Below are 19,399 nucleotides of genomic sequence, written 5' to 3'. Positions count from 1 at the left end.
CCTAGACCTCCGTTCCGGTCAGGCCGGTGATGCCGGCGCGGGCCTGGTATTCGGCGACCAGTTCGAGGCGGGCGGGTCCGCGTGGTCGCCGCCCGGGGCGGATGTCGGCGGAGAACGCCTTCACCTCCTGGATGTGCGAGTTCGGGTCCAGCGAGATGGCGGACAGCTCGTTGGCGGCGTCGCCGCGGCTGTAGCCGTTCGGTCCCCAGTGGAACGGCAGCCCGATCTGGTGGATGACCCGCCCGTCCACCCGCAGCGGCGCCATCCGTTCGGTGACCATGACCCGGGCCTCGATGGCGTTGCGCGCGGTGACGATGGTGGCCCAGCCGCCGTGTTCCAGCCCGCGTTCCACCGCCAGCTCGGGGGAGACCTCGCAGAAGAACTCGGGTTGCAGCTCGGCCAGGTACGGCGTGTGCCGGCTCATTCCGCCGGCGGTGAAGTGCTCGGTGAGCCGGTAGGTGGTGACCACGTACGGGAAGACGTCCGCGCCGGACTGCCGGCCGCTGGGCTGGTACCGGTTGTGTTCGTGCGGGTAGAGCAGCCGGGCCGGGTTGCGCTGCTGGCCGTACAGCGGGTTGCTGATCGGGGAGTCCTGCGGCTCGTAGTGGGTGGGCAGCGGCCCGTCGGTGATGCCGGCCGGGACGTAGAGCCAGCCCAGCCCGTCGGCCTGCATGATGAACGGGTCGGTGCCCTTCAGGGCCGCCACCCCGGTGGCACCCTCCGGCGGCCGGTAGTCGGGGCGCTTGGTCGGCTCGAAGTCGGGCACGTCGTAACCGGTCCACCTGCCTGCCTGCTCGTCCCACCAGACCAGCTTCTTCCGCTCGCTCCACGGCCGGCCGTCGGGGCGGGCGGAGGCGCGGTTGTAGAGCAGCCGGCGATTGTCCGGCCAGGCCCAGGCCCACTCCTGGGCGACCCAGTTCTGCTCCTCGGCCGGCTTGCGCCGGGCCGCCTGGTTGATTCCGTCCTTGTACACCCCGCAGTAGATCCAGCAGCCGCAGGCGGTGGAGCCGTCGTCCTTGAGGCTGGTGTAGCCGGGGAGGGGGTTGCCGCCGGCGTCCCAGCCGTTGATCTCCGCCAGTACCGCCTCGGCCGACGGCTCGGCCACCGTGCCCTCGGTGGGGTAGTCCCAGGTGAGGTCCAGGACCGGGCGGTCCATCAGGGCGGTGGAGCCGGCGAGCCGGTCGCGGATGATCCGGCCGAGGTGGTACATGAACCACAGCTCGCTGCGCCGGTCGCCCGCCGGCTCGACCGCCTGGTGGTGCCACTGCAGCATCCGGTTGGTGTTGGTGAAGCTGCCGGACTTCTCGGTGTGCGCGGCGGCGGGCAGGAAGAAGACCTCGGTGCCGATGTCCTCGGTGCGCAGCTCGCCGGACTCGATCTCCGGGCCGTCCTTCCACCAGGTGGCACTCTCGATCAGGTTGAAGTCGCGGACCACCAGCCAGTCCAGGTTCGCCATGCCCAGGCGCTGCATCTTCGCGTTCGCCGAGCCGACCGCCGGGTTCTCGCCCAGCAGGAAGTAGCCCTTGCAGGTGCCGGCGAGCTGTTCCATGACGGTGTCGTAGGTGCAGTGGCTGCCGGTGATCCGGGGCAGGTAGCCGAAGCAGAAGTCGTTGTCCGGCGTCGCCGCCGGCCCCCACCAGGCTTTCATGAGGCTGACCAGGTATGCCTTCATGTTGGCCCAGTAGCCCTTCGGGGCGGCGTCGGCGGCGACCAGGTTGTCGAGCGTCTGGCCGGCGTGGGCGTGCGGCATCGGGATGTAGCCGGGCAGCAGGTTGAACAGGGTCGGGATGTCGGTGGAGCCCTGGATGCTGGCGTGGCCGCGCAACGCCTGGATGCCGCCGCCGGGGCGGCCGATGTTGCCCAGCAGCAACTGCAGCACGCTGGCGGCGCGGATGAACTGCGAGCCGTCGGAGTGCTGGGTCCAGCCCACCGCGTAGACCAACTCGCTGGTCCGCTCCGGGCCGGAGTTCTCCACCAGGTGCCGGCACACCTCGGCGAAGACGTCGGGTGCGATGCCGCAGATCCGCTCGACCATCTCCGGGGTGTAGCGGGCGTAGTGCCGCTTGAGGATCTGGTAGACGCAGCGCGGGTGCCGCAACGTCAGGTCCTGGTGCGGCTCGCCGGTCAGGGCCGCGCCGGCGGAGCCGTGCTTCTCGCCCCGGCCGGTCGAGGACCCGGACGTACGCTGCTGGTACTGGGTGTCCCGCTGCCCGGTGGCGGAGACGACGTCGACGCCGTCGTACTGCCAGCTCCGCTCCGAGTAGACGTGCTCTTCCGGATCGAATCCCGAGAAGAGACCGTCGAGGTCCTCGGTGTCCCGGAAGTCCTCGTTGATGATCGTGGCCGCGTTCGTGTACGCCAGGACGTACTCCCGGAAGTCCTTTCCCTCGGTCAGGACGTGGTTGATGATCCCGCCGAGGAACGCCACGTCGGTCCCGGCCCGGATCGGCACGTGCAGGTCCGCCAGGGCACTCGTACGGGTGAACCGCGGATCGACGTGGATGACGACCGCGCCACGCGCCTTCGCCTCCATGATCCACTGGAAGCCGACCGGGTGGGCCTCGGCGTAGTTGGAGCCCTCGATGACGATGCAGTCGGCGTGCTGGGCGTCCTGCATGAAGGTGGTGGCGCCGCCCCGGCCGAACGAGGTGCCCAGACCGATGACGGTGGAGCTGTGACAGACCCGGGCCTGGTTCTCGATCTGCACCATGCCGAGCGCGGTGAACAACTTCTTGATGAGGTAGTTCTCCTCGTTGTCCAGCGTCGCGCCGCCCAGGCTGGCGATGCCCATCGTGCGGGCCACCGGCAGGCCCCGCTCCTCGGCCCGCCACGTCTCCCGCCGGGTCCGGAGCACCCGGTCGGCGATCATCTCCATCGCGGTGTCGAGGTCGAGCTCCTGCCAGTCCGAGGCGTACGGCGGACGGTGCAGCACCGTACGCAGCCGGCCCGAGTCCGTGGTCAGTTGCAGCGAGGCGGCGCCCTTCGGGCACAGCCGGCCACGGCTGACCGGCGAGTCAGGGTCCCCCTCGATCTGCACGACCCGGTCGTCGCGGACGTACACGTTCTGGGCACAGCCGACGGCGCAGTACGGGCAGACCGACTTGACGACCTTGTCCGCGCCGGCCGTACGGGGCTCCAGGGAGTCGCTGCGCGGGGACCTGACCGCCGCGCCCCGCCCGGACCGGTCAGGGCCGGTGATCTGCCGCCAGACGGGCCATCCCCGGGGGGAGATTCCGGCCATCGGTCCTGCCCTTCCGCTCGGTCGCTCAGTGCCGTCCGTCCGCCCGGGCGGCCCGCTGCATCGGCTGGTCCTCGGCGGCGCGGCGGCGTACCCATTCGCGTACCAGCGCCGACGACATCGGGTTGACCTCACGGTCGTTGACCAGCCGCTGCGTCCGGGACGGCAGGAGCCCCGGCCGGCCGCGCCGCTCCCGGTTCACCGTGACCCCGTCGTCCGCCGGCACGCCGGTGGCGATGAGGTACGCCTGACCGGGCGGGATGCCGAGCCGGCGCCCGACCTCGACGTAGTCGTTCCCCTGGTCGAGCAGCCGCAGTACCTGATCCCTGTCCGGCATGACCAAAGCCTCCTAGGGGATAATCCTGGCATCACGGACGGACCGTGGCGGCCACTTTCCCCAACGCGCGGCCGCCCACCGCCGCGCGACTCACGGGACCCTGGAACTAGCTCGCGGGATGGGTGCCGGGGGTGTGGCCGAAGGTGCGGCGGAACACGTCGATGAACGCGCTGGCCGATGACCATCCGCACCGATGGGCCACCGCGGTCACGGGCGTCCTGTCGGCGAGCAGGATCAGCGCGTGGTGCAGGCGCAGCTGGGTTCGCCACTGCGGATAGCTCATGCCGAGGTCGCGGCGAAACAGCCGGGACAGGGTCCGGTCGCTGGCGCCGACCTCGCGGCCGAGGTCGACCAGCGTTCGGTTGCCGCCCGGGTCGGCCCGCAGCAGTGCGCACACGGCACGCAGCAGCGGATCGGTCGGGGTTGGCACGTGCAGCGGCTGCTGCGGAGAGGCGCGTAACCGGTCGAGCAACACGTCGCGCAGCCGGTCACGTTCCGGGCTCTGCTCAACGGGGCCGCGGGTGTAGGCCATGATCAGCTCACGCAGCAGCGGGGCGACCGACAACACGGTCGGGGTGTCCAGGCCGAGTGGGTTGCTCGTGGCGGGCAGCCCCACCAGGTGCAGTTCGAGTTCGCCGTAGGCGCGGTGGGCGTGAACGGTGCCGGCCGGCACCCAGATGGCCCGGGTGCCCGGCGTGACCCACGAGCCCGCGCTGGTCGTCACGGTCAGGACACCGCGAGCGGCGTAGATGATTTGGTGATCGTCATGGCGATGCGCGTCGATCTCAGCCCCGGACGCGAGCCACTGGCTGCGTGTGGGGGCCACCGACACGTGGCGGATTTCCGTCATTGATTGTCAGGTTATCGGAAGCCCGACAGGGTGGCGCGTTGGAAGCATCGGATCGTGCGCAGAAGAACGTCCATCACCCTGCTCTCCGTCGGCCACGCCTGCGTCGACATCTACCAGGGCACCGTCGCCGCACTGGTGCCCCTGTTCGTCGCCGAGCGCGCCTACACGTACGCGGCCGTGTCCGGCATCGTGCTCGCCGCGACGCTGCTGTCCTCGATCGCGCAACCGGTGTTCGGCGCCCTCACCGACCGCTGGGCGATGCCGTGGCTGCTGCCCGCCAGTACCCTGCTCGGCGGGGTCGGCATCGCCCTGAGCGGGCTGAGTGGCAACTACACCCTCACCCTTCTGTTCGTGGCGCTCTCCGGCATCGGCGTGGCCGCCTACCACCCCGAATCCGCCCGCATCGCCCGCGAAGCCAGCGAGGGCAGCCACACCGCGATGGCCTACTTCTCGACCGGCGGCAACATCGGCTTCGCCCTGGCACCGCTGATGGTCGCCGGTATCGCCGCCCTCGGCGGACTGAGCTGGACGCCACTGCTGGTCGTGCCGGCACTCGCCGGCACCGCGATGGCGCTGCCCGTGCTGCACGCCCTCGCCCGGCGCGGGAACACCACCCGCGAGAACACCACGCGGGCCGGGCGTGACGACGTCACCTCGTTCGTGCGGCTGACCTTCGCGGTGGTGTTCCGGTCGATCGCCTTCGTCGGCCTCGGCACGTTCATCTCCCTCTACGCCCAACAGCGCATGAACGGCAGCGCCGCCGCCGGCACCGCCGCCCTGTTCCTGCTCTACCTCGGCGGCGTCGCCGGCTCCCTGCTCGGCGGATCCGCCGCGAACCGATGGGGCCGCGTCACCGTGTCCCGCTGGTCCTACGCGGTCACCGTCCTCGCGATCGCGGGCGTGGTGTGGGCGCCCGGACCCGCCATGTACCTGTTCGTGGCCCTGACCTCCGCCGGCCTCTACGTGCCCTTCTCCCTGCAGATCACCCTCGGACAGGACTACCTGCCCAACAGAGTCGGCACCGCCAGTGGCATCACCCTCGGTCTGGCCGTCAGTATCGGCGGACTCGCCAGCCCCGTCATCGGCGTCCTGGCCGACGCGACCTCGCTACGGACCGCGCTCACACCCCTGATCCTCATGCCGGCCCTGAGCTGGCTGATGTTCCGCACCCTGCGCGACCCCGAAGCGTCGAAGCGGCCTCTGCCCGCCGAACAACAGGAAGAACCCGCCCCGTCCAGTCCTGTTCGGGTCGACTGACCCGTTCGCCCTACCGGGACTCACCGGCCCGGTCGAAAGCCCGAGGCGGCCCGTGGGGTCCGGCGCGACTGCCGCACCCCACCGACCGTCCGGCCCGGACCGGCTCAGGTCTGGTTACCGGGTATGTTCTTGTACTCCTGCGGACGGACCCCCTTCGGCCGAGGATCCTTCTGGGTCTGACCGCCGCCCTGTCTGGCGTTGGTGGTGCCGCCGAGAGCACCGATCAGGTCTTCCTTGTCCATCTGGTCGGTGTTGCCGATCCCGGCACGCTGTGCCTCTTCGCGCAGTTGCCCGGTGGTCATCTGGGCCAGGTTACGTCCCATCGTCCTCACACCTCCTAGCTCGGGTGGACCGCCCGCAACGCCCGGTATGCGCCGGCCGGGTCGGAGGGGGCCGTGCTGAGTTCGTTGTCGGCCTGCGGGAATCCCATGTCAACCGCGCGTCGCGTCGGCTCCCCGCGCTTACCCGGGCAGCCCGCGATCGAACACCACCACGGCGGCGGCCCGACGGGCCGATGGGCGTCGGTGTAACGGTCTATGTCTTTCAATTGTCGGTCGGCACCCGTGAATAACGTTCCCGGGAGATTGTTCGTTCCAGCTGCCCAGGTCAACCGCTTGGCGCACGGACCCGGCCGGCGATGAGTAGGGCGCTACTCACGACATCACGCGGCCTCGACGATACGTTTTGGCGAACTCGGAATCAATCCGACAACGACCCATCGCCTATGGAGGGCATATCCCGATGCGTCACCGATCCAGCTCGCTCCACCGTGTCATCGGCCTGCTCGCAGCCGGCCTGCTCGCGGCCGTCGGTGCGGCCGTCGCCGCGACCCCTGCCAACGCCGGCCCGATCGCCTGCAACAACATGACCAGCTTCACCCTGGTCTTTCGAACTGGCGGCGACGACCTGCGCAGCAACAGCGAGGTGATGCCGTTCCTGACGACCAGGTACGGCGACGTGGAACTACAGCATTTCCGTTCCGGCTTCGGCAACAATTCGACCCATACGAAAGTGCTGGGCCTCCACAACCTGAACTGGACGGTCAACTCCTGCGACGTCACCGGTCTGAAGCTGCGAATGTTGTCGCACAACGGCCCTTTCCAGACCGACGACAACTGGAACCTCGACGCGGTCACGATGTACGGATACGGCCAGAACGGCGCCTACAGCTACTACTTCCACGCCGCCGGCACACCACTGAAGCGCTTCACCGGAAGTAGCCAGTGGTGGTCGCAACTGGGCTGACACCACAGTCGGCGCCGGCAGCGGAGCACCCGTCCCTGCCGGCGCCGCTGCCCGGTGGTGGGCGATCCGATCAGCCGCGCAGAACCGCGACCACGGTGTCGGCGAGCGCGGCGGCGTGGCGCCCGTCCGGATCGAGGTCCGGGTCGTAGACCGTGACCTGTAGGCCGACGCAGGCCGGATCGGTGACCAGCGGACGGAGAAGTTCGGTCAACTGCGGGTGGTCGAGGCCGCCCGGATCGGGGGCATCGGCGGCCGGCATGACCTCGGGGTCCAGCACGTCGACGTCGAGGTGGACGAAGAAATAGCCGTCGTGGGCGGCCAGCCGCCGGGCCACCCGGGAGCCGACCGCCGCCGAGCCCTCCGCCAGGATCTCCGGGGTGGTGTGCACGGCGATGCCCAGCCCCCGCACCTCGGCGAGTTCGCTGTCGTAGTCGCGCACCCCGAGGATCACCAGATCCTCCTCCCGGCAATACGGCCCGAGTCCGTCGATGTCGGCGATGTCGGGCTGCCCCCGTCCGGTGACGATCGCGGTGCCCTCACCGGCGGAGGCACCCACGCGGTCGCTGTTGCCGACATGCCGGAAATCGATCGACCCGTCGAGGTACGCGATGCCGTAGCGCCCGCGCCGGCGCAGGGCGAGCGCCGGGCCGAGGAGAATCGAACAGTCTCCGCCGAGCAGCACCAGGAAGTCACCGCTGTCGACGACGGCGTCGACCCGCTCCGCGAGCTGTCGCGTGTAGCGCGCCAGCGCGGCGGCGTTCAGCACCCCGTCGCCGGGCCGCCAGTCGCGGATGTCGTAGCGCGGCGGCACGACGACACCCGCGTCACGGGCCGCGAGCCGGGACAGCAGGCGCTGGTCACGTAGGGCGCCGGCCAGCTTGTAGCAGCCGGGCACCAGGCCCGGTGCCGGCGGGCGCAGACCGAGGTTGGACGGCGCGTCGAGGACGGCGATGGGACGCATCGGCGCAGGATATCCAACCCGTCCGGGGAGGCCGGTGCGCCGAACCCGTACCGTGCCCACCTGACCGGCCCGGTCGCCGCGCGTGGCTGCGGTGAACCCGCCGCGCCGGCCGATCAGGTGTCGCGGTCGGTCATTCGAAGAACTTGAGGCTGTAACCGACGTTGGTGGTGGCCCCGGGAACGTTGGCCCGCCGGTAGGTGGTGTTGCCCCACCACACGGCCGTGCCGGTGTACCAGTACCGGTTGGACCACGAGTACGGCGTGCCCTTGGCGACCGCGTGGAACATGGTCGGGAACCGGTTGCCGGACGGCGGGCTGGTGGCGATGTCGCCGCGCTCTAGGACGAACGAGTTGTGGCCGGGGCCGTCGACGTGCAGGGTGGCGTGCCAGCCCGACATCATGTTGTCGGCGTGCGAGCCGAACAGGCAGCCGTTGCTCTTGTACCAGTCCCAGACGTACGTCGGGTCGCCGCCGGCCCGTAGCCGCAGGTCGGCCAGGCAGTACCGGCTGCTCCAGCTTCCGTTGGCGGAGTACACGATGTGCAGCTGCCCGTTCGGGTCGCGGACCGGCTGCGGCGCCTCGTTGATGTACGGGTTGCCGACGACGCGTTCCCACGGTTCCCGCGGCTGCGAGATGATGTAGCGGCCGCCGGTGGTCGTGGTGGGGCTGGTCATCCGGGCGATGTAGAGGTTCTGCTCCACATTGGTGTCGCCGGCCCAACCGGACCACACGAACCAGCGCTGGCCGTTGTGGGTGAACGGCACGCCGTCGATCGCCCACTTGTCGCCGGGCAGGGCGACCTTCGTGGCGGCCGAGTAGCCGGAGTCGGCGGTGGCGGAGCTGATGTGGTACATCCGGTGGGCGGCGCTGCGGCCGGCGGCGAAGTAGATGTGGTATCGACCGTCGTGGTGCACGATCTCGGGCGCCCACACCTCGCCGAGGTTGCCGGTGTCCCGCCACACCTGGCGCTTGGGCGCGGTGGCGATGCCCTCGAGGGTGGACGCCGTCCGCACCGCGACCCCGCCGTCCACGGACTTGGCCGAGACGTAGAGGCCGCCGACCCGGATGACGCTGGGGTCGGCGCCGCCCAGCGTGGTACGGCCGAAGGGCTGCGGCTGCGCGGCGGTGTCGGTTCCGGCCACGGCAGCGGTCGGCGCGTGCCCGAGTGCGAGCGCGCCCACCAGGGCGGCGGACGCGATGCCGGCGAGTCGGCGTGGGTGAGGCATCAGAATGTCCTCCTGATCGCTTGGTCCCGGCGGGCGGCCAGTTGTCAGAGAGCGCTCTCAGAGTATTGCCATGGCGTGAACGGTCGTCAATGTTCTGATACCAATTGTTAGGAAAGTTTTCTGAAGGCTCCGATCCTGCGGCCCGCGCTGTCAGCGGCCGGTGGACCCGTCGATCTGCTCGCGGAGAATGTCGGCGTGGCCGGCATGCCGTCCGGTCTCCTCGATCATGTGCACGAGGACCCACCGCATGGACGGTGCCGGTCCCCGGCGCGGGGGACGCGGGGCAGGATGAGCCAGATCCGGGCAGGCGTCGATGACCTTGTTCGCCCGGTCGACAGTGCTGCGGTAGTCGGCGAGCACACTGTCGACCGTGTCCTCCACGGACGGCCGCATGGTCGCCCGCCAGTTGTCGACATCCTCACCAAGGAAGTAGAACCGCTCGACGTACGTCAGATGCTTGAGCAGCCCGAGAAGGCTGGTGCCCGACGGCACTCCACCTGCCCGCACCTGTGGTTCCGGCGTACCCACGACCTTGTCCGCGATCGACGTACGTAGATGGTCGAGGAAATCCCGCAGGGTGGCCTTCTCGCCGGCGCCGGTCCACGGCGGTCCACTGTCCTTCGCCCGCCTCCCAGGCATGACGTCACTCCTTCCGATCAGATGGTCGCGTGATTCCGGCGGCTCGCCGGACCAGCAGGACGTTGTCGACGACGGTGGCAGTCTCACCACCGGGTCCGGTGGCCCGGCGGCGGGGCATGTCGGCCCGCAAGACGCACCACCGCGCCGGGTCGAGATCGAGTTCGGCGGCGATCTCGATGGGCGTGGGGAAGTGGGCGTCGGGGGCCTGGTTCCACGACCACGGCGCGGTGGAGCCGTGGTCGACGACCAGCAGAAGACCGCCGGGACGCAGGGCATCCGCCGCGGTACGCAGGACCCGGCTACGGTGCAACGCAAACGGGGTGTGGAAGTACTGGGCAGACACGAGATCGAACCGGCCGGCCGGAAAGCTCCTGGCCAGATCGTGCTGCTCGGTGGCGACCCGGTCCGCGACGCCAAGTTCCCGGGCGCGATCCCGCACCCGCTCGACGGCGGTCGTCGAAATATCCACCGCGGTCACGTGCCAGCCCCGCTGCGCGAGCCAGATGGCATCGCCGCCAGCGCCACAGCCCAGATCCAGTACGGCGCCACAGGGCAGCGGTGCGGCAATCTCGGCGAGCAGCGGGTTCACGCGTACGCCCCAGCTGCCCCGGGTGCGGTAGTGCCGCTCCCAGAACGCCTCGGCGTCCCCGCCGTGGTCGCCCGCAGGTCCTCGGCTTCGGGTGAAATCCATCTGTGGGTCGATCCCCTCGTCGGCCGGCGTGCCGCGCGTGATCCGTACGCAGTCGATGCCAGGTTGGTGTACCGCCAGCATCGCCACCACTATTTCCTACTTGCAAGAAAAATTGCGGATCCGCATCATCGGATGCATGGACAACCCCGCAGAAGACGTGCTGGCCGGAGTCGGAGCGCGTCTGCGCGCCCTGCGCCAGGCGAGGAACGCCACGCTGGCGGCGCTGGCAAACGAAACCGGCCTCACCGCGAGCACCCTGTCCCGCCTCGAGAACGGCAAACTCCGCCCCACCCTGGAGCAGTTGCTGCCGCTGGCCCGGGCACACGGCGTACCACTCGACGATCTCGTCGCGGCGCCACCCACCGGCGACCCGCGCATCCACCTGCGACCCGTACGGCGATCCGGGCTGGTGATGGTCCCACTGACCAGGCGGGCCGGCGGCATCCAGGCCTACAAGGTGATCTACCCGCCGGCCGGCCGATCGCCCACGATGAACCTGCAGACCCACGAGGGATACGAGTGGTTCTACGTCCTCAATGGACAGGTTCGATTCGTGCTCGGCGAGCGGGAATTCCAGCTCGGCGTCGGCGAAGCCGCAGAGTTCGACACCCGCATACCGCACTGGATCGGCAGCGCCGACACCCAACCCGCGGAACTGCTCGCACTGTTCGGCGCACAGGGAGAACGCGCCCACCTGGCACCATCGGGGCACTGACCCTTCCAGCCTCCACCGGCCGTGTCCGACGTACGCAGAGTGGCATCCTCCGCCCGAACCACAGCCCATGTGCCGGGGAGCGGGCAGAGGCGGACCGTCTTTGCGTGGCTGCCTGCGGACCACCGCCCCCCGTGTGCCGCAGGGGGGGCGGTCGTCAATCAGTTCGGCGGCAATCTCGGCGTAGGGATCACCCCGCGTGCGCGGGAAGCAGCGACCGGTCACGGTCAACAGCGGCCGCAATCCGGGATCACCCCCGCGTGCGCGGGGAGCAGAGATGGGGTGCAGGGCTCTTGGCTTTTATGGAAGGATCACCCCCGCGTGCGCGGGGAGCAGCATGTCCTTAGCGCTTACGCCACGGGATTTCAGGGATCACCCCTGCGTGCGCGGGGAGCAGCATGATCTCGCCGGTTTCGATGGCAACCCACAGGGATCACCCCCGTGTGCGCGGGGAGCAGGTGTCGCGGTGGGCGGCGCGGCGCGACTCCCCGGGATCACCCCCGCGTGCGCGGGGAGCAGCCTGTCCGTGCCCGACCGTCACCGGAGGCCCCGGATCACCCCCGCGTGCGCGGGGAGCAGCGCGGCTACGGGCGAGCGGTGGCCTGGTCGATGGGATCACCCCCGCGTGCGCGGGGAGCAGTGTTCGGCTCCGAGTTCGGGGCGCACAAGCTGCGCCAGGGATCACCCCCGCGTGCGCGGGGAGCAGCAGCGCTTCGAGAGCACCGAAAACACGCACACGGGATCACCCCCGCGTGCGCGGGGAGCAGGTCAGATCAGCTATCGAGCAGGTCGTGGCCAAGGGATCACCCCCGCGTGCGCGGGGAGCAGTGGCCGAGCGCCTTGAGCACGCGGTCCAGCTCGGGATCACCCCCGCGTGCGCGGGGAGCAGGTCAAGGCCACCGCCGAAGCGTCGGTGGGGGCGGGATCACCCCCGCGTGCGCGGGGAGCAGACGGGGGGTGGTTCGATTGCTTACGCGTGGACCGGATCACCCCCGCGTGCGCGGGGAGCAGGCGGCACCAGCCTCTACCGGAATGGCCTTGTGGGGATCACCCCCGCGTGCGCGGGGAGCAGCCGGTCAGCAAGGCGACGCCGCCACATGCCGGGGGATCACCCCCGCGTGCGCGGGGAGCAGGGGTTTGCGGGATTGGAAAACCCCGGTCTAACAGGATCACCCCCGCGTGCGCGGGGAGCAGGTCGTCGAACACGGCTCGGAGCCCCTCGGTTGAGGATCACCCCCGCGTGCGCGGGGAGCAGAGCGGCACGCTGACCCTTCAGGTGCTCGACGACGGATCACCCCCGCGTGCGCGGGGAGCAGATGCTCAACCGGACCACCGCGCAGCGCAAGGCGGGATCACCCCCGCGTGCGCGGGGAGCAGCTGTCCGGCTGGATGACCCGCGCCGCCCGCCGGGGATCACCCCCGCGTGCGCGGGGAGCAGGACGTGGATCCGCGGGGGTCCCTGCTGTTGGCGGGATCACCCCCGCGTGCGCGGGGAGCAGGCCCCACCCGTTGGTCGTGGGACGGACAGCGAGGGATCACCCCCGCGTGCGCGGGGAGCAGCGGATTCCGACGCAGTGGACGACGCACGTCCGTGGATCACCCCCGCGTGCGCGGGGAGCAGATCGTGACTATCAACGGCCGGGCCGGCTGCCGGGGATCACCCCCGCGTGCGCGGGGAGCAGACGGTCTATAACAAGACTGCCATTGGTGCGAAGGGATCACCCCCGCGTGCGCGGGGAGCAGCCAGGTAGAGATCGCGGCCGCGGCCTCCAGTAGGGATCACCCCCGCGTGCGCGGGGAGCAGACTTCCTGACCGGGTGCTCTAGAGATCAACTAGCCGATTTTCCTTCACTTTAGTCGGCAAGGCCGCCATCTGAACTCCCTGGCTTGGCGCGGGACCAATGTCTGGCCTGAATCATCATGGCGGACGGCTCGTGGAGCCGGAAGTCGTGACCGAAGTGTTGGGGTGACCTTCTCGAGGCGTGGCGGCTTGCCGTATCCGAAGGTTGTGAGGGAGTGGCGGTCTGCTCCCCGTGCGTCGGGCAACTCCCGCCCGATCGAAACCCCACAGTGGACGGATGACCTCTCATTCACCTGCCGGTGGCAGGCGTTGATGACCCGGTCGGCCGTCTGCGTAGTCGAGGATCTGGGTTCGGCGTAGGTGGCGCGGTCAGGCGTTGAGGCGTGTCGGCAGAGTTCGCGGCGACCTCGGTGTGAAAGCGGGTGCGGGCGGCCAAGCGGGCCGGCAGGACCTCCGGAAGCTCTCCGAAAGTTTCAGGGCCAGCGGCTCGATGTCGGGATCGTCGAGCCTGTTGTCGACGCCCGCCCAGAGTTGGCTCGGCCTGCCATCGTGGCAATGGTCAGGTATGGAAGTTGGCGACGTGGCGGCAGTCAAGATCAGGCTTCGGGCGGCATTTCCGGAAGTTGTTGACGAGAAGTCGGCGGCGGATCGATACTCGGGAACACCCAATGCATCGGGTGTCATCGATCAAACGCCTGTTGCGACCTTGCACTCCGGTCGTCGCCGTATGACGACCGGTCAACCTCAATCGTGTTACCACGCCCGCGCGCGGTGGCCGGCGCTCTGACCGCCGACAGCTCGCGGGGCCGTATCACGCTGCCTGGTTCCCGCCAGCCGTCCCAAGGAGGGATCATGCCCATGAACGACGTCACCGCCCGTCCGAGAAGCCGCAGACGCGGGCCAGTCAGGCGGCTCATCGGCAGCGCCAGCGCGGCAGTGCTGATCGCGGCCACCATGATGCTGCCCGGCACCGCTCATGCGGCCGTGACCTCGAACCAGACCGGCACCCACAACGGCTACTTCTACTCGTTCTGGACCGACAGTTCCGGCACGGTCTCCATGGAACTGGGGGCCGGCGGAAACTACAGCACCTCGTGGCGAAACACCGGGAACTTCGTCGCGGGTAAGGGCTGGAGCACCGGCGGCCGGCGGAGCGTGACCTATTCGGGCAGCTTCAACCCGTCCGGCAACGCCTACCTGACCCTCTACGGATGGACGAGGAACCCGCTCGTCGAGTACTACGTCGTCGACAACTGGGGCACCTACCGGCCCACCGGTACGTACAAGGGCACGGTCACCAGCGACGGCGGTACGTACGACATCTACGAGACGATGCGGTACAACGCTCCCTCCATCGAGGGCACCAGGACCTTCCCGCAGTACTGGAGCGTCCGGCAGTCGAAGAGGACGGGCGGGACGATCACCTCTGGCAACCACTTCGACGCGTGGGCGCGCAACGGCATGAACCTGGGCAGTCACGACTACATGATTCTCGCCACCGAGGGATACCAGAGCAGCGGAAACTCCAACATCACCCTGGGGAGCGGTGGCGGTGGCGGTGGTGGCGGTGGTGGCGGCTGCAACGCGACGCTGTCCGCGGGCCAGCAGTGGAGCGACCGCTACAACCTCAACGTCGCGGTGTCCGGCTCCAGCAACTGGACCGTGACGATGACCGTACCGTCACCCGCCGGAATCATCGCGACCTGGAACGTCAGCGCCAGCTACCCCAGCGCCCAGGTGCTGACCGCCAGGCCCAACGGCAACGGCAACAACTGGGGCGTCACCATCCGGCACAACGGCAACTGGACCTGGCCGACCGTCTCCTGTAGCACCGGCTGACCGTCCGCCGGGCACCCCGGCGCCTGTGGGCCCGGCGGCTCCTGGCCGCCGCGCCCCGGGCGCCGCGCCACGGTCGGCCACCGGTCATGCGGTGCGCCGGCCCGCGCACCAGGTGCCGGTGACCCTGATCCCGGCGATCCTCTCGGGGTTGGCGCGTACCGGGTCCCGGTCGAGTTCGACCAGGTCGGCGGCGGACCCGGTACGCAGCACGCCGGCCCGTCCGGCCATGCCCAGGGCCGCGGCGGCGTCCCTGGTGTACGCCGCGAGGGCCTGTTCGACGGTGAGTCCCTCCTCGGGGTGGACGACCGTGCCGCCGGCGACGCGACGGGTGACCGCGGCCTGGATGCCGGCCAGTGGTGACAGCGTGCCGGCCGGGTAGTCGCTGCTGGCCGCCACCGGCACGCCCGCGTCGAGCATCGTGCGCAGCGGAATCAGCCGCAGAGGGGCGGGCAGCGGCAGCATGGTGAGTTCCGCGCCGAGGTCGTACAGGAAGGACGGCTGGGCGACAACGTGTGCGCCAGAGTCGGCGAGTCGGCGCGCGGTGGCGGGGTCACAGATCATGGCGTGCTCGATCCGGACCGGGACGCCGAGCCCGTTGACGGCGTCCAGAGCGTCGGTCACCGCGCCGTTGCCGACGGCGTGCAGGGCCGGCGTCAGGCCCCGGGCGACCGCCGCCCGTACGGCGGTGGTCAGCCGGTCGCGGTCCAGGACACGCAGGCCGTTGTGCCAGCGGCCGTCCGGGCGACGGACCGGGGTCCCGCCGCGGCGGGACAGGGCGAGGGCCCGGCGGCCGTGACGCAGCACCGCCAGCGGCATCCCGGCGGCGGAGCGGAGGAGCTGCCGGCCGGTGAGGCACAGGTCGCACCGTTCGCCGCCGTCGATGAGGAGTTTGAAGCCGCCGAGCGGGGTGCGGGGGTGGCCGGGATCCTGGTCGGGGTCGAGGTCGGGCATGGTGGGATCACCGATCTCGGCGGCGCCGACGTGCCAGCGGTGGACGGTGACGGCGAGATCGGGTGCGGCTCTGGCGTACCGGCCGGCCCCCTCCGGGGGTACGGCGAGGTCCGCGATGCGGGTGATGCCGTGCCGGGCGAGGAGCCGGCTGTGTGCGGTGGCGCGTTCCACCCAGTCGGCGTCTCCGGTGGTGGCGCGCCGGGTGAGTGACTCGGCGATGAAGCTCGCCTGTTCGACGAGGACACCGGTGGGGCGGCCGCGGCGGTCCCGTTCGAGGTGGCCACCGCCCGGGTCGGGGGTGGCGGTGCCGTATCCGAGCGCCGACAGTCCGGCGGAGTTGATGGTGGATTCGTGGTAGCTGACCGATAGCAGGTGCAGCGGCCGGTTGGGGCAGGCGGTGTCCAGTTCGGCGGCGGTCGGCAGGCGGCCCTCGGCCAAAAGGAGCGGTCGTACGCCGTGCAGGCGCAGCCAGCCGGTGCCGGTGTCGGCGCGGGCGATGGCGGCGATCCGGTCGAGGAGGTCCCGCAGCCTCGCCGGGTGGTCGTCGAAGGCTCGGGTGTACCGGTCGCCGGCCACCAGGTAGAGGTGGTGGTGCGGGTCGACGAAGCCGGGCAGCAGGGTGCGGCCGGCCAGGTCATGGTGGGTGGCGCCGGGGCCGGCGGCGGCCCGTACGGTGTCCGCGTCGCCGACGGCGGTGATCACGCCGCCGTCGATCGCCACGGCGTCGACGACCGGGTGGACCGGGTCCATGGTGCGGATCGTGCCGCCGCTGAAGACGGTGCTCACGTCAGACTCCGAGCTGGGCGAGCAGCCCCGCGGTCCAGGCCGCGAGGAACCGTTCCTGTTCGACGTGCCCGGGCGGGCAGCCGTAGGTGAACTCGCTGATCGCGAAGTAGAACAGGGACGACAGGGCGACGGCGGCGACGGCCGTCGCGTCGAACCCGGGCCGGTCACCGGCGAGTTGTGCCAGCCACCCGGCGACCTCGTCGAAGCCGGGTTGGAACAGCCGCTGGTACACGTCGGAGAGGTCGACGGGCAGGTCGCCGCCTCGCAGGACGAGCCGGTAGAGGTCCCGGTCGGCCGCGACGTAGGCGAGCACGGCGCGGCCGGCGACGCTGATCGCGATGCGTGGGTCGTCCAGGTCGGTGATTCTCGGCATGTTCTGGGCGGCGCGGCGGCTGTCGAGGACCCGGTCGAAGGCGGCGACGAGCAGTTCGCGTTTCGATCCGATGTGCCGGTAGAGCCCGCCGGCGCCGGGGGAGAGGCCGGCGGCGGCCTCGATCTGGGTGATCGTGGTGGCCTTGTAGCCCCGCTCGGCGAAGAGACGTAGGGCCACGTCGATGATCTCGTCGCGTCGACTCACGGCGAAAGTAAATACTTACTTACCCACCGGCGCAAGCGCGACCCCGGCCGGCGTCACGCGGCGGTGGAGGAGGGGACGGTTGCTAGCCTGCTCCCGGGGTCAAAGTTCGTCGAACGGGAGCAGTGATGACACCCGCGCCAGCGGTCGCCACCGCGGTGACCTTCGTGTGGCTCGGCATGGTGCTGGCCATCTCGTTCCTGGAAGCACCGTTGAAGTTCCGCGCTCCCGGCGTCACCCTGCCGATCGGGCTCGGTATCGGCCGGCTCGTCTTCCGCGCCCTCAACACCGTCGAAGTCGTGCTCGCCGCCGTACTCGTCGTCGCGCTCGTCGCCGGCCACCCGTCGCGCGGCGCGGTCACCGCCGTGACGGTGGCCGTGGTCGCGTTGATCGTTCAGCTCACCCTGGTCCGGCCACGGCTGACCCGCCGGTCGGACCGCGTCCTCGCCGGTCACGATGCGCCCCGGTCACGTAGCCACCACGCCTACATCGCCCTGGAGATGATCAAGGTCATCGCCCTGATCTCTGCGGGAATCCTGCTGCTGACCGCCTGACAACGCCGCCATCCGTCTGGTCGACCTCGTCCGGGTCACCGGAGCGCAGACGGGGTCTCGCCCTCATCGGCCGTCGGATCAACGGCAGCCGCGAAGGCTTCCGCCAGACACTCGTAGTCGCGCACGAGGGGGCCGACCAGGCGCGGCTCGGCTTCCAGGGCATCGACCAGGCCGTGCGCGAGGTCCCGGATGCGATCGGCCCGTGCGGGGCGACGAACCCGCGAGCGCCGGTCGAAGCTTCGCCACCGTCGAAACGCCACCTTGGCGATCCGCTCGCGTTGCTCGGCGGTGGGAAGCGGGCATCCGGCCGCGTGCAGCCGCTCGAAGGCTGCGATCACCCTGGCGTAGTCGTCCACTCCGCTCCTCCGAACCGCGCTGCCCGTCCCACCACCACGATCATGACCCGTGCCTCCGGCTGCGGCGAGACCGGGCGAACACCGGGCCGGCCGGCCGGCCGGCGGAGCCGACGGGCCCGGTGCGTACGCGATCAGCCGGTGGCGATCGAAACGCCGTAGGTGCGCAACGAGGCGTTGATCGGGACGTAGTACACGTAGTTGTAGCCCGGGGCGTAGATGGCGCTGGGGCAGGCGCTGTTCGGGACGGGGTTCTGGCCGGCGGTGATGGTGCCGAGGGCGTTCGCTGTGCCGTCGGGCCGGTAGGCGATCACCGGGCCGCCGCTGTCCCCTGGCGCGACGGCGCACCGGCCGGCGACCTGTCGGGCCTGGATCAGCGGTCCGACGGTGTCGCACGGGATGCCGTTGACGGCGAGGAAGAGGTTGACCGCGGTGACCTGGACGCCACCGAGTTCGCCACTGGAGGCTCCGTTGGGGATGACCCAGTTGCCGACGAAGCTGTCGGCGGTGCCGCTGACGGCCACGCTACCCGGTGCGAGGTCCTTGAAGACCCGGCCGAAGGAGGGGGCGTCGATGATCTCGATGTCCTGGCAGAGGATCTTGCTGTGGATGCTGCCCATGGGGACGCCGGCGCCGGTGGTGACGGTCTGACCGTTCTCGCCGCAGTGACCGGCGGTGAGCATTTGCTGGGGGCCGCCCAGGTTGATCGCGAAGCCGGTGCTGCACGCACCGATCGGTGACCAGAACCGGCCCCCGCCGTAGTAGGGGGAAATGTCGGCCTGCCGGCTGTGGGTGGCCACCGGCCGCTCACCGGTCACGACCGAGACCGGGACGGCGGACTCGCGTACGGCCGGCGCCATGCCGACCTGTGCGCTGTCACCGGTGACGGTCAGTTGGACGCCGCTTCCGTCGACCTTCGGGATGACGTTGACGACGTTCGGTACGGCGGCGAGCCGGCGGGCCGCGCCGGCCAGTTCGACCTCCGAGAACCGGGCCGGCAGCAGTCTCACCGGGACGGTGCGGTTCAGGTCGGTGATCAGTGAACGCACCGTCCCGCCGGGATCACCCTTCCAGTAGACCCGTACCTCACGGTTCTCCGGGGCGGCCACGATCCCGGCGAAGCCGGCGTTCCTGGCCGAGGCAATCTTCTCTGCCACGGCGTTGAGCCGGGTCTGGACGTCGACCAGTTCCGACCAGGTGGCGAACCCACCGGGTACGGAGCCGACCAGCCCCGCGCCGGGTGCGGTGGGCCTGGCGTCGACCGCCGGGGGTGCTGCCGGCGCCGGACCGGCGAGCGACGCGGCGACGAGCACGGCGACGCCCACCGTGACCAGGGCGCGACGCGGCATCGCACGCCGAGCCGAGGACTGTGCTCCGATCATGATC

The 19,399-nt window shown here is 70.3% G+C and carries 17 protein-coding genes and 1 CRISPR repeat array; of the genes, 5 read left to right on the top strand and 12 right to left on the bottom strand.

What is annotated here, in order from left to right:
* Nucleotide 1 precedes the first annotated feature (1 nt).
* The 3 genes from fdh to AB0M79_RS22670 form a co-directional block, all read right to left on the bottom strand.
* Entirely contained in the window at nt 2-3,241 is a 3,240-nt protein-coding gene (fdh, locus tag AB0M79_RS22680) for a formate dehydrogenase (protein ID WP_364217025.1), read from the bottom strand.
* 25 nt (nt 3,242-3,266) lie between these two features.
* Nucleotides 3,267-3,575 carry a hypothetical protein gene (locus AB0M79_RS22675; RefSeq protein ID WP_357542850.1) on the bottom strand — a complete coding sequence of 103 codons (309 nt, stop codon included), beginning with the start codon at nt 3,573-3,575 and terminating at the stop codon, nt 3,267-3,269.
* A 106-nt stretch (nt 3,576-3,681) separates the two neighbouring features.
* Complete coding sequence (locus AB0M79_RS22670; protein ID WP_364217021.1) at nt 3,682-4,425, bottom strand: helix-turn-helix transcriptional regulator; 744 nt, start codon at nt 4,423-4,425, stop codon at nt 3,682-3,684.
* A 54-nt stretch (nt 4,426-4,479) separates the two neighbouring features.
* Here AB0M79_RS22670 and AB0M79_RS22665 point away from each other — a divergent pair, with 54 nt between their 5' ends.
* Nucleotides 4,480-5,682 (top strand): MFS transporter, encoded by a 1,203-nt coding sequence (locus AB0M79_RS22665; protein ID WP_364217018.1) that lies wholly within the window; start codon nt 4,480-4,482, stop codon nt 5,680-5,682.
* 104 nt (nt 5,683-5,786) lie between these two features.
* Here AB0M79_RS22665 and AB0M79_RS22660 read toward each other — a convergent pair whose 3' ends face one another.
* Nucleotides 5,787-5,984, bottom strand: coding sequence for a hypothetical protein (locus tag AB0M79_RS22660; RefSeq protein WP_364217015.1), 198 nt, complete (start codon nt 5,982-5,984; stop codon nt 5,787-5,789).
* A gap of 439 nt (nt 5,985-6,423) precedes the next feature.
* Between AB0M79_RS22660 and AB0M79_RS22655 the strand changes: the two genes are divergently transcribed.
* Entirely contained in the window at nt 6,424-6,927 is a 504-nt protein-coding gene (locus AB0M79_RS22655) for a hypothetical protein (RefSeq protein WP_357542861.1), read from the top strand.
* A gap of 70 nt (nt 6,928-6,997) precedes the next feature.
* On the opposite strand, the gene AB0M79_RS22650 is transcribed toward AB0M79_RS22655, so the two are convergent.
* From AB0M79_RS22650 to AB0M79_RS22635, 4 genes are all read right to left on the bottom strand, one after another.
* Nucleotides 6,998-7,888 carry an arginase family protein gene (locus tag AB0M79_RS22650; protein WP_364217010.1) on the bottom strand — a complete coding sequence of 297 codons (891 nt, stop codon included), beginning with the start codon at nt 7,886-7,888 and terminating at the stop codon, nt 6,998-7,000.
* A gap of 130 nt (nt 7,889-8,018) precedes the next feature.
* Entirely contained in the window at nt 8,019-9,113 is a 1,095-nt protein-coding gene (locus AB0M79_RS22645) for a glycoside hydrolase family 43 protein (RefSeq protein ID WP_364217007.1), read from the bottom strand.
* 150 nt (nt 9,114-9,263) lie between these two features.
* Entirely contained in the window at nt 9,264-9,752 is a 489-nt protein-coding gene (locus AB0M79_RS22640; protein ID WP_364217005.1) for a DinB family protein, read from the bottom strand.
* 4 nt (nt 9,753-9,756) lie between these two features.
* The gene (locus AB0M79_RS22635) at nt 9,757-10,524 is read right to left on the bottom strand and encodes a class I SAM-dependent methyltransferase (protein ID WP_364217002.1); all 768 of its coding nucleotides are present in this window, start codon (nt 10,522-10,524) and stop codon (nt 9,757-9,759) included.
* A 55-nt stretch (nt 10,525-10,579) separates the two neighbouring features.
* On the opposite strand from AB0M79_RS22635, the gene AB0M79_RS22630 reads away from it, so the two are divergent.
* Together AB0M79_RS22630 and AB0M79_RS22625 are read left to right on the top strand one after the other, a co-directional pair.
* A complete protein-coding gene (locus tag AB0M79_RS22630) occupies nt 10,580-11,158 on the top strand; it encodes an XRE family transcriptional regulator (RefSeq protein ID WP_364216999.1) in 579 nt (192 codons plus the stop codon).
* Nucleotides 11,159-11,341: 183 nt separating this feature from the next.
* Nucleotides 11,342-12,959: a CRISPR direct-repeat array (repeat unit 28 nt; unit sequence GGATCACCCCCGCGTGCGCGGGGAGCAG).
* A gap of 849 nt (nt 12,960-13,808) precedes the next feature.
* A complete protein-coding gene (locus tag AB0M79_RS22625; protein WP_364216997.1) occupies nt 13,809-14,795 on the top strand; it encodes a glycoside hydrolase family 11 protein in 987 nt (328 codons plus the stop codon).
* A gap of 84 nt (nt 14,796-14,879) precedes the next feature.
* On the opposite strand, the gene AB0M79_RS22620 is transcribed toward AB0M79_RS22625, so the two are convergent.
* Together AB0M79_RS22620 and AB0M79_RS22615 are read right to left on the bottom strand one after the other, a co-directional pair.
* Nucleotides 14,880-16,532: an amidohydrolase family protein gene (locus AB0M79_RS22620; RefSeq protein ID WP_364216994.1), complete on the bottom strand. Its 1,653-nt coding sequence runs from the start codon at nt 16,530-16,532 to the stop codon at nt 14,880-14,882.
* A gap of 1 nt (nt 16,533) precedes the next feature.
* The gene (locus tag AB0M79_RS22615) at nt 16,534-17,109 is read right to left on the bottom strand and encodes a TetR/AcrR family transcriptional regulator (RefSeq protein WP_364216991.1); all 576 of its coding nucleotides are present in this window, start codon (nt 17,107-17,109) and stop codon (nt 16,534-16,536) included.
* A gap of 125 nt (nt 17,110-17,234) precedes the next feature.
* Here AB0M79_RS22615 and AB0M79_RS22610 point away from each other — a divergent pair, with 125 nt between their 5' ends.
* Entirely contained in the window at nt 17,235-17,660 is a 426-nt protein-coding gene (locus AB0M79_RS22610) for a hypothetical protein (protein WP_364216988.1), read from the top strand.
* 35 nt (nt 17,661-17,695) lie between these two features.
* Here the strand turns inward: AB0M79_RS22610 and AB0M79_RS22605 are convergent, their stop codons facing one another.
* The gene (locus AB0M79_RS22605) at nt 17,696-18,016 is read right to left on the bottom strand and encodes a hypothetical protein (protein WP_364216985.1); all 321 of its coding nucleotides are present in this window, start codon (nt 18,014-18,016) and stop codon (nt 17,696-17,698) included.
* Nucleotides 18,017-18,147: 131 nt separating this feature from the next.
* Entirely contained in the window at nt 18,148-19,362 is a 1,215-nt protein-coding gene (locus AB0M79_RS22600; RefSeq protein WP_364216982.1) for a hypothetical protein, read from the bottom strand.
* Between the last annotated feature and the right edge of the window lie 37 nt (nt 19,363-19,399).

The organism is Polymorphospora sp. NPDC051019 (genome assembly GCF_040683055.1).
Classification (GTDB): Bacteria; Actinomycetota; Actinomycetes; order Mycobacteriales; family Micromonosporaceae; genus Polymorphospora; species Polymorphospora lycopeni.
Note: the sequence above shows the minus strand (reverse complement) of the source record. Positions and strands in the feature narration are given on the sequence as shown.